Source organism: Paramuribaculum intestinale (genome assembly GCF_003024925.1).
In the GTDB taxonomy this organism is placed as follows: Bacteria; Bacteroidota; Bacteroidia; order Bacteroidales; family Muribaculaceae; genus Paramuribaculum; species Paramuribaculum intestinale.
This window is the reverse complement of the sequence record NZ_PUED01000209.1, coordinates 1-3,781: the sequence shown is the minus strand read 5'-3', so window position 1 is coordinate 3,781 and position 3,781 is coordinate 1. Positions and strand designations below refer to the sequence as shown.

5 protein-coding genes are annotated in these 3,781 nt (G+C 46.4%); 4 read left to right on the top strand and 1 reads right to left on the bottom strand.

Annotated elements, in window-relative coordinates:
- From C5O24_RS14090 to C5O24_RS11650, 3 genes are all read left to right on the top strand, one after another.
- A partial coding sequence (locus tag C5O24_RS14090; protein WP_161553893.1) for a topoisomerase C-terminal repeat-containing protein occupies positions 1–882 on the top strand: 882 nt, incomplete at its 5' end.
- The gene (locus tag C5O24_RS14085) at positions 879–1,160 is read left to right on the top strand and encodes a helix-turn-helix domain-containing protein (RefSeq protein WP_161553892.1); all 282 of its coding nucleotides are present in this window, start codon (positions 879–881) and stop codon (positions 1,158–1,160) included. The genes C5O24_RS14090 and C5O24_RS14085, both read left to right, overlap by 4 nt.
- Complete coding sequence (locus tag C5O24_RS11650) at positions 1,157–1,459, top strand: helix-turn-helix domain-containing protein (protein ID WP_107037098.1); 303 nt, start codon at positions 1,157–1,159, stop codon at positions 1,457–1,459. Before C5O24_RS14085 ends, C5O24_RS11650 begins: the two co-directional genes overlap by 4 nt.
- Before the next feature lie 56 nt (positions 1,460–1,515).
- Here the strand turns inward: C5O24_RS11650 and C5O24_RS11645 are convergent, their stop codons facing one another.
- Entirely contained in the window at positions 1,516–2,775 is a 1,260-nt protein-coding gene (locus C5O24_RS11645) for a site-specific integrase (protein ID WP_107037097.1), read from the bottom strand.
- A 739-nt stretch (positions 2,776–3,514) separates the two neighbouring features.
- Between C5O24_RS11645 and C5O24_RS14345 the strand changes: the two genes are divergently transcribed.
- On the top strand, positions 3,515–3,781 hold a 267-nt coding region (locus tag C5O24_RS14345; RefSeq protein ID WP_205961107.1), incomplete at its 3' end, for a hypothetical protein.

Sequence of the window (3,781 nt, the reverse complement as noted above, 5' to 3'; positions counted from 1 at the left end):
ACCGAGCGTACACCTCTTTTTCTCAGCGACGACGAGCAGCGTGTGTATGAACTCATCAACATCCGTACAGAAATGGCTTTTGACTCAGCAAGATGTATAGAGGTGGGAATCGCGGCAAATATCGAAGGTGTCGGTCTTTTTGGCACAGCCGAACTGCCCGATGATGCGGAATGTGTAACGGGTAATATAGAATTTACAATCTCAGGTGTGAGCATCTACTCGTTCTCGGAGCACTCACCCGAAACCCTGACCGCCGCAACATTTCTGCACGACCTCAATGAACTGGTCAACACAGGTGGTGATACACCCTCGCTTCTTCCCGTGAGCAGCTACCGCGACTGCGGAGCCTGCCTCCAGCGTCTCATCGACAACGGATTCGTAAAATATCTGCTTGGCGACATTGAACCGACGGAGAAGGCGCGTGTGCTTCTTTCGCACGCCGGCCACCTCGAACTCGCCGACATCGGCAAGTACATCACCCAGATAGACGAGGCTGACGCGCTCGCGGAGAACCGCAAACCCACAAAGCCTGTAATGAGGGATTATGAGAACTGGCTTCATCCCCTTATTCTCTCGCTCATCACCGACAAGAAATCCTTTGCCAGCAAGGTTTCGGGCTACACCTGCCCGAAATGCGGCAACCACGGGCTGACCGTGTTCCCGGCTACAATAGCCTGTGAATGTTGCGGATTCTCAATCCCGCGCCACTTCCACGGCTACGACCTGACCGACAAGGACATCGAGCAGCTTGTACGATACAAATACACATCGCCCATCTACGGCTTCATCGACCGCAAAGGCCGCAAGTTCTGCGAATCGTTGGTAATCGACAACCGTTTCGGCGTGACATTCTCCGCCAAAGCCGCCAAGATATACGGATGAGAACAGTAGAGATTGATGAGGATATTCTGGAATCAATGTTCGAGCAGGTGGAATATCTTCATTCATTGGTAAGGACAATTTCCAGACTCCTTGTTTCAAAGAAACCGGATGACCTCCTTACTACCGGCGAAGCCGCCGCAATATTGCGAATGAGCACCCGCCATCTTAACAATCTCAAAGCGGCAGGAAAAATTCCTTTCATACAGATTGACGGTAGGGTAATGTATCTCGCAAGCGATATTGCGAAATATATAATCATGCAGAAGGCCAAAATATGATTGAAATTGTATTTACCAAACGTAATGACAGGGTGAAGATGTTTTTCAGTCGTTGCAAGGAACTTAAAGACGCTCTGAATCATATCTGCGAGAATTGTCGTCCTATCCTTAATAACGATGCCTATCTCACGGACGCGGAACTGGCGCAACGGCTCAGAGTAAGCAGACGCACTCTTCACGACTACCGGAATAGCGGTATGTTGCCTTACTATGAGATAGGCGGCAAGTATCTTTATTCCGAAAAAGATGTCGATAATCTCTTGATGAGCAATTATCGCAATGTAATTTGCAATCCTTGAATATGACAGAGGCAAGAATCCTTAACCGGACTCTTGCCTCTGTTGTCGTTTGGTGGTTACTGTTTTTTCTTCCGGCCCCGTTTCTTTTTGGTGAAGAGGTCTCCGGCCATGACCTCTCGGATATTCTGCATATCCTCCATGATTGAGGAATCAAGTACCCGGGCGTAGTGCTGGGTCATCTTGATGCTTGTGTGTCCGAGCATCTTCGAGACATTCTCGATACGTACCCCCTGTGACAGGCATACTGTAGCATAGGTGTGGCGGGCAACGTGAGTGGTGAGAACCTTGCCTATCTCGCAGATGTTTCCTATCTCTTTCAGGTAGCGGTTCATTACCTGATTGCAGGGAACCGGTAGAAGCGTTCCTTTTTCAGCCGCCTTCGGATTGTCCTCATATTTTTTGAGTATGGCTTTGGGTATGTCAAGCAGCGGTATATTCTGGACAATATCCGTTTTCTGGCGTGGCTTGCGAATCCACATGTTGCCGTCGTTGTCCTCGACAACGTGTTCTCTTTTCAGATTGGAGATGTCAATAAACGCCAGTCCGGTGAAAGCGGCCATTACAAACATGTCTCTGACCACATCAAGTACACCGTCAAAGTGCCTCCTATATATTATATGGAGTTCATCGAGGGTGAGGAATGTGGGATTGGTCTGTACCGTTCGGACCTTTATTCCGGCAAACGGATCCTTGGTAATCCAATCGTTTGCAAGGGCCCGGTTGGTGATTTTCTTCAGACCTTTCATGTAACGCGCCACAGTGTTCTGCTGCTGGTTACGGTCAATCTTGAGATACATCTCAAAACCGTGGACGAAGTCGCGGTCAAGACTTGTCAGTGGCAAGTCTTCGACTTCATACTTCTTTTTGATGTAACGCTGAAGCAGTCGGGTAATGGTCTCGTATTTTTTGATGGTGCCGAGCTCGAAATCACGGCCCATCAATGCACGGCATTCCTGATTATGTTCCTGAAATGTCGTTATTATCATACGTTCCACTACCTTGTGGACGCCGATATTGAAAAATCGGTTGTGAAGTTCCTGCGCGGTTGCGACAACACCTTCCGATTGCATATCCTGAAACAGCTTGAACAGCTTGATATTCGTCTCGTCGATATAGTCGTTCAAATCTATCGCGTTTTTGGACGTGCCTTTGGCGCGTTCCTTTGACTGATTCCAGAGAGCAGGGTCGATATACTTCCCCGTATTGGAATCAATTCTTGTGCCGTTCACAGAAATTCTCATGCGAATCGCACATTCTCCTGTCTTTGTCACGGTGCTTCTTCGATAGAACAGCACCGTCAATCGGTCTTTCTTCATTTCTTCTATGAGTAAAGAGGGTTAAATCGTCAAGAAACGAAGCCTTTCCGGAGGTGATTTTAGTCTTTGCAACAACAGGTATATCAGTGTGTTATATGCGTTTTGGTGCCACGGATTTCAGAGAAATTGGTGCCAAAAATTTCTGGCACTGTTTTTGGCACCAATTTGGCACCAAAATGATTTTCGCTGAAAAATCCTCCGAAGACATTTTTTCCTCCGCAAGTCCTCAAATTTCTTTCAGACCATACTGAATTTTCTACGCGAAGATAATAAAGACGCTTCCGACTCTCTCTATGCAAATCGTTGAAGAATAATGAAATGAGTATAAATCTCAGCCATGGATACCCATTCAGCAGGCTCTCGCAAGCCATTGGCACCAACGGGGAACCTTCATTCCTCATCGTTCTTCATCGGCGTGCATAGGGCATATAAAAAGCAAAACGCCGATTATGTTGATAATCAGCGTTTTGCCTTAATTTAACATTTGAATAAGTGGTCCCACTTGGAGTCAAAATAGTGAATCTCGTTGAATTTGGTTGAATATCGGTATTCAAACGGCAATATTATAGATGTCTTGAATATCAGTATATTATGTATTGATTTGCATATTTGCAAATTGCATCTCTATATCAAGCAGATGCAAGTAGGCGCAAAAGATGTGGACAATCCGTGGACGGAAATTTGTGTGCGTGGACAATTTTGATTAATTTTGTACCATAACTTTTAACCCCCTCTCCTTATGGCTACAATCACAAGGTCTCTTTCCTCGAAAGTAAATGGCAACGGTGAGTCTGAAATCATGCTCCGTCTTACCGTGTCACGCGAATTGCGTCTGCGTCTCAGAAGCGGTGTGTTTATCGAACCATCACGATTCCGTGAAGGTAAATTTATCATGCCGCGTGCCGACCGCAAGACGCTTGCAAAATTACAAATTATCAGTGACAATCTCTCATCATTGGAGTGCAGATTGATCTCTCTCAGCGTAAACACACCTGCAAATCAACTC